This window comes from Ignavibacteria bacterium, assembly GCA_025612375.1.
Lineage (GTDB): Bacteria > Bacteroidota > Ignavibacteria > Ignavibacteriales > SURF-24 > JAAXKN01.
The window spans coordinates 1-6,235 of sequence record JAAXKN010000077.1 but is presented as its reverse complement, the minus strand read 5'-3'; the positions used below and the strand labels follow the sequence as shown (position 1 = coordinate 6,235).

The 6,235-nt window shown below is 45.9% G+C and carries 5 protein-coding genes and 1 other RNA gene; 5 read left to right on the top strand and 1 reads right to left on the bottom strand.

What is annotated here, in order from left to right; genetic code table 11:
• The first annotated feature begins 133 nt into the window (after window positions 1-133).
• Window positions 134-2,221, top strand: coding sequence for a cadmium-translocating P-type ATPase (gene cadA, locus HF312_20960; GenBank protein MCU7522692.1), 2,088 nt, complete (start codon window positions 134-136; stop codon window positions 2,219-2,221).
• 42 nt (window positions 2,222-2,263) lie between these two features.
• On the opposite strand, the gene HF312_20955 is transcribed toward cadA, so the two are convergent.
• The gene (locus HF312_20955) at window positions 2,264-2,623 is read right to left on the bottom strand and encodes a hypothetical protein (GenBank protein MCU7522691.1); all 360 of its coding nucleotides are present in this window, start codon (window positions 2,621-2,623) and stop codon (window positions 2,264-2,266) included.
• Window positions 2,624-2,988: 365 nt separating this feature from the next.
• Between HF312_20955 and rnpB the strand changes: the two genes are divergently transcribed.
• The 4 genes from rnpB to HF312_20935 all read left to right on the top strand — a co-directional run.
• Window positions 2,989-3,376, top strand: an RNA gene (rnpB, locus tag HF312_20950) — RNase P RNA component class A.
• Between the two features lie 35 nt (window positions 3,377-3,411).
• Window positions 3,412-5,178, top strand: a complete 1,767-nt coding sequence (gene recJ / locus HF312_20945; protein ID MCU7522690.1) for a single-stranded-DNA-specific exonuclease RecJ — start codon at window positions 3,412-3,414, stop codon at window positions 5,176-5,178.
• 9 nt (window positions 5,179-5,187) lie between these two features.
• Complete coding sequence (locus HF312_20940; protein MCU7522689.1) at window positions 5,188-5,925, top strand: YebC/PmpR family DNA-binding transcriptional regulator; 738 nt, start codon at window positions 5,188-5,190, stop codon at window positions 5,923-5,925.
• 99 nt (window positions 5,926-6,024) lie between these two features.
• The coding region (locus tag HF312_20935) for a crossover junction endodeoxyribonuclease RuvC (protein MCU7522688.1) at window positions 6,025-6,235 on the top strand (211 nt) is incomplete at its 3' end.

Here is a 6,235-nt window from a genome sequence, read left to right as displayed (position 1 = left end):
TTGTATAACGGGTAGACACGTTAGTCATTTTTTTACAAGTCGCTCCGCCGGAGCTCTGAACATTTCTTTTGACCGTCGTTTTTCTACAGACAAGTCACCCCTCCGGGGTTCTACCAAGGACATAAAGGCTTTAATGCAGAAATATAAAATCTTAAATATCGACTGCGCGAACTGCGCGGCTAAGATTGAAAATAACCTCACTAAATTAAAAGACGTCAGGTACGTCTCGGTAAATTTTGCAGATTCGGTGATGTTTATCGATACCGACAATATCGAAAAGGTAAGGAAGGTTATTAAACAGACCGAGCCTGAAGTTGAGATCATAGATGCGTCACAGAAGATAAAAAGCGTCAGGCTGGAAACGGAAGAAAAACGCCAGCTGAAGAAAAGACTCACATTTGTCCTTATACTGGCCGCGGTTTATATAGCGGGACTCATCTTTAAGCCTTACCTCTCCACCCTGTTTAACGGAATGGGAGAAATACTCCTGATGCTTGCGGTATATCTTCTTGCCGGATGGGACGTTCTTTACAGCGCCGGGAAAAAAATACTGAAAGGAAAACTCTTTGACGAGCATTTCCTGATGTCCCTGGCTACTTTAGGCGCCATTGCAATCGGCCAGTTCCCCGAGGCCGCAGGCGTTATGATTTTCTACCAGGCCGGTGAATTCCTGCAGCAGCTCTCGGTTAAAAGGTCCCGCAGATCCATCCGCTCTCTCCTCGAGATCCAGCCTGAGTACGCCAATATAAAGTCGAATGGTGAAATAAAAAGAAAAGATCCTAAGGATGTCCGCCCGGGTGAGGTAATTGTTGTAAAGCCGGGAGAGAAAATTCCGCTTGACGGCCTGGTAACCGAGGGCTCGGGCTATGTGGATACTTCCCCGCTTACGGGTGAAGCTGTACCAAGAGAAGTAATTCCGGGGCAGAATGTTCTGGCGGGAATGATAAATAAAACCGGGCTTCTTACAATTAAAGTTACAAAGCCTTTTGAGGAGTCCTCCATCTCGCGCATGATGGAACTGATTGAAAATGCCGGCAGCCAGAAGGCTGAGACAGAAAAGTTCATTACAAAATTTTCTCGCTACTACACCCCCTTTGTTGTAGCCGTGGCTCTCTTGATAGCATTCATTCCCCCGCTTTTCTTCCATGGAAATCTTGATAGCTGGATATACCGCGCACTGGTTATACTTGTAATTTCGTGTCCCTGCGCTCTTGTTATCAGTATTCCCTTAGGCTACTTTGGAGGCATCGGCGCCTCATCAAAAAAGGGAATCCTTGTAAAAGGATCAAACTTCCTCGATACGCTGGTTGAAGTTAAAACTGTAGTTTTCGACAAAACCGGAACGCTTACAAAAGGGGTTTTCCGTGTAAAGGAAATTGTGACCGAAAACGGCCTGGGTAAAGATGAGCTTTTGCGCATGGCGGCTGAAGCCGAAGCGCAGTCGAACCACCCCGTGGCGCAGTCAATAAGGGAGGCCTACGGAAAAGACATTGAGCTAAGGGCAATTGAGTACTACCATGAGATACCGGGCTACGGCATTAAGGCCAGAGTGGAAGGAAAAGATATCCTTGCCGGAAGCGACCGCCTGATGCACAGGGAAAACATTCAGCACAATAATTGCGGCAGTTCGGATACTGTCCTCCACCTTGCCTGTAACGGGACATATGCCGGATATATTACAATTTCGGATGAGCTGAAAGAAGACGCGCGAGACGCCGTTGAGTATTTAAGGCGTGAGGCTGTGGAAAAAATTATCATGTTTACAGGCGACAATAAAATGGCCGCGGAAAAGATATCAAAAGAATTAAACCTGGATCAGTGCTATTCTGATCTTCTGCCCGAGGATAAGGTCAGCACCCTGGAAAGCCTCATGGGTGAAAAGAAGGGTAAAATTGCCTTTATCGGCGACGGCATTAACGACGCCCCTGCTCTCGCCCGCGCGGATGTGGGAATTGCCATGGGAGCACTGGGAAGCGACCTCGCAATTGAAACAGCCGACGTTGTTCTTATGACCGATACCCCGTCAAAAGTGGGTACAGCAATCCACCTGGCCCGTAAAACCAGAAGCATCGTATGGCAGAATATAATTTTTGCCCTTTCGGTAAAGGCTTTTTTCATTATTCTTGGCTCATTCGGCATTGCAACGATGTGGGAGGCGGTTTTTGGTGATATGGGTGTGGCGCTTATTGCAATACTCAACTCAACGCGCGTTCTGAAATGATTTGTAAAAAGCCGCCTTTTGGGGCGGCCTTTCTGTGGAAATTTATCTTACGCTGAAGCCGTTTGCCTTAAGGCTGCTTTTTGCCTTATCAAGCGACACTTCTTCTAAGTTCATCCCGCACTTGGGGCAGGTCCCCTTAAAGTCGGAAATCACATTGTAATCCATCTGGCACTGAAATACTTTCCCGTCCTTATTTTCATCAATTCCCTGTAGGTCTATAACCCCCTCGTGTACAATGGTGTTTGCCCGTAAGGAGGTATTATTATTTGCCTGAACTTCCTTCCGCGGCGCCTGCGGTGTAGTCTGCTGCTGCTGCTGATCAGTTTTTTTCTCCCCGCATCCTGCAGTTAAAACGGCAAAAGTCAAAAAAGCGGCAAAGAAAAATGTTTTTCTAAATGGCATATTTTCTCCTGTTTTACATTTACGTCAATATAAGAATAAAATGCCCGAAATCTCAAGACCCGGCAAATATTCAATATTTTGCTGATGACATAAGTGTTTATTTTTATTATATTTGCTCCAACTTTAATGATATTGCCGGAATGTAACCTTTCTAAAAGAAAAAATGTAAAAAATGAACAGTTTTAGAGTATTTTTAGTTAAAAGTATTAGATATTAAAGTAATTAGATATTAAATTATATTAGTTCCGGCAAGAGGAATTTTTTGAGTAGTATGGGGCCATGCGGACGGATATTGCGGACTCATATGAATGGATTGGTAAGTAACAAATTTATTAAATAAACGTCAGACTAACAGAACAAAGAGTAATTCAGATTGGGTAATTGCTGTCTTAAAATTTAAGATGGAGGAAAGTCCGAACTCCACAGAACAGGGTGCCGGGTAACGCCCGGGGTTCCGCGCAAGCGGGATACGGACAGTGCCACAGAAAAGATACCGCTCCGACTTGTCGGAGTAAGGGTGAAATGGCAGGGTAAGAGCCTACCGCTCCTTTAGTAATAAAGGAGGCAAGGTAAACCCCACCCGGAGCAAGATCAAATAGGGAAAGCTTTCTGCTTAGCGGCGGAACAGGGCTGTTCGTTCTGCGTGCTTTCCGGGTAGATCGCTTGAATAGCGGAGTAATCCGTTATCCAGATAAATAATTACCGCCCTCCTTTGGAGGAATACAAAATTCGGCTTATAGATCTGGATTATTCCTTTGTTCTTTGTTGTCTGTTCCTTTGGAACAATCATGCTGAAAAAACGTTGGAAGCTTAGAGAAAAGTCGGATGAAAATATAGTAAAATCTTTGGCTGATTCACTTAACGTGACACCGATTCTGGCTAACCTGCTCGTTCAGCGGAAGATTACAAATTTTCACCTGGCAAAAGCGTTTTTCCGCCCCTCGATCGAGGACCTGCACGATCCTTTCCTCATGAAAGGCATGGAAGAGGCCTCCTTCCGGCTAATTAAGGCTATCACATCAAATGAACTTATTACGGTTCATGGCGATTATGACGTCGACGGCACCTGTGCTGCAGCTCTGATGTACCTGTTCTTAAAGGAACTTGGAGCCAGGGCCGAGATCTATATTCCAAACCGCCTTACTGAGGGCTACGGCATCTCAAAGTCGGGCATTGAAACAATTAGGGCTAAAGGGACTTCTCTTATGATCGCTGTAGACTGCGGCATTACGGCAGTGGAAGAAACAGCCCTTGCAAAGTCCCTTGGAATGGATATGATCATCTGCGACCACCATCAGCCCGGCAACTCGATACCCGAGGCTTATGCCGTTCTGGATCCCATAAGGCCGGGGTGCAATTATCCCTTCAAGTTTTTATCCGGTGCCGGTGTGGCGTTTAAGCTTGCCCAGGCCGTAAGCGAAAGAATAGGTAAAAGAGAACTCCCTCTTAAATATCTCGACCTGGTTGCAATTGCGGGAGCGGCCGACATTGTTTCCCTCGAAGGAGAAAACAGAATTCTGGTTAGAAAGGGGATGGAACAGGTAAATACCAACCCCCGCCCCGGCATTGCGGCACTCATCAGAAGTGCGGGCATGGAGCCGGGTAACCTCTCGGCCGGGCATGTTGTCTTTACAATAGCTCCACGCATTAACGCCGTCGGGCGCCTGGGCGATGCCATAAGGGCCGTAGACCTTTTTATTACAACAGATGAAAAGGAAGCCGTCCGCCTGGCTGAAGTGCTCGAAGGCGAAAACTACCAGAGAAGAAAAATTGACGAGCTTACATTTTCTCATGCAATTGACCTTGTGGAGAACTCGGTTAACCTGGACGAGGATATTGCCATTGTTCTTCACGAAGAAAACTGGCATCCGGGCGTAATAGGCATTGTAGCCTCCCGCCTGGTGGAAAGATATTACCGCCCTACCGTAATGCTTACAACGGTTGACGGGGTTGCAAAGGGTTCGGCAAGAAGCATTGTGGGCTTCAATATTTATGAAGCCTTAAAAAAATGCGAAGAAACACTCCTCCAGTTCGGCGGCCATGAAGCTGCCGCGGGGCTCGCACTTGAGCTCGATAAGCTCCAGGAATTTAAGGAGAAGTTTAACCAGATTGTTAAAAGCGTTGTAAAAACTGAAGACGTTCTGCCCGAGATACTCATTGATACGAAGATCAATCTCTCGGAACTGACGCCGAAATTCCTGCGCATACTGGATGAATTTGCGCCTTTCGGTCCGGGCAACATGCGCCCCACATTCCTTGCCGAAAGTGTTCAGCTCGTTTACAACCCCCGCATTGTAGGCAATAACCACATTGTACTTACCTTCCGTCAGGAGGGATGCGACAGGGTTTTTGACTCAATTGGATTTAATTTAGGCAGCTATGCCCCGCTTATTGATAAAGATAAGAATTTGCTTGATATTGTATTTACTATAGAGAAAACGATGCGCGACGGAAGAACATTCCCGCAGCTCAGGATTAAGGATATAAGAGTCCGGCAGGCAAATGAGGAAAAAAGCGAAGATATTAGTATTAATAAAATAGAAGTAAATAAATAGGAGAGAAAAATGTCAGGTCACTCAAAATGGGCAACCATTAAAAGAAAGAAAGGAGCTTTGGATGCTAAAAGAGGTAAACTCTTTACAAAGCTGATCAAAGAATTAACGATTGCAGCCCGTCAGGGCGGCGGCGACCCGGCAGGAAACCCGCGTTTAAGACTGGCTGTTGATAATGCCAAGGCTGCTAATATGCCTGCTGATAATATCGACAGGGCTATCAAGAAGGCTACCGGCGAACTCGAAGGCGTAAACTACGTCGAAATGTTGTACGAAGGCTATGCTCCCGGCGGCGTTGCAGTCCTGGTGGAAGTTGCTACAGACAACAAGAACAGAACAGTTGCCGAAGTAAGACACCTTTTCAGCAAGGGCGGCGGAAATATGGGTGAATCGGGCTCGGTAGCATGGATGTTCGACCGCAAGGGCGTTATAACTGTACCGAAGCAGGGAAAGTCTGAAGATGATATGATGGAAATTGTGCTCGACGCTGGTGCAGACGACCTCCAGCCTGAAGATGAATATTATTCCATCCAGACCACAGTCGAAAATTTTGAACCCGTTAGAAAAGCCCTGGCCGAAAAGAACATACAGATCGAAAACGCCTCGCTCGAGTGGGTTGCTAAAAATCTTATAGCTGTAACAGGTGAAGATGCCGAAAAAGTAATGAAACTGGTTGAAAACCTGGAAGATAACGACGACGTTCAGAACGTTTATTCCAATGCGGATATAGACGAAAGCGCACTGTCGTAATAATTAAGTCAAAGCCTTTATAAAAGCCGGGGTTGGAGCGTTTTCTCCAACCCTGCTTTTCTTAAGTGCCTGACAGTTTAATTTGCAAATAATTTTATAATGATAATAATTGGTGTGGATCCCGGAACGGTTGTAACCGGCTTTGGGATAGTAAAGCTGAATAAAAACCAGCTTACGTACGTTATACAGGGCGCCATTAAACCCTCCTCAAGGTTGACACTCCCCTGTAAGCTTGAAGTCATTTACAATGAGCTCGACAAATATATAAAGATATATAAGCCGGATGAATTTGCAATTGAATCGGCTTTCT

Coding starts and splice junctions, on each gene's coding strand:
- cadA (MCU7522692.1), top strand. CDS start 134: ATGCAGAAATATAAAATCTTAAATATCGACTGCGCGAACTGCGCGGCT.
- HF312_20955 (MCU7522691.1), bottom strand. CDS start 2,623: ATGCCATTTAGAAAAACATTTTTCTTTGCCGCTTTTTTGACTTTTGCC.
- recJ (MCU7522690.1), top strand. CDS start 3,412: ATGCTGAAAAAACGTTGGAAGCTTAGAGAAAAGTCGGATGAAAATATA.
- HF312_20940 (MCU7522689.1), top strand. CDS start 5,188: ATGTCAGGTCACTCAAAATGGGCAACCATTAAAAGAAAGAAAGGAGCT.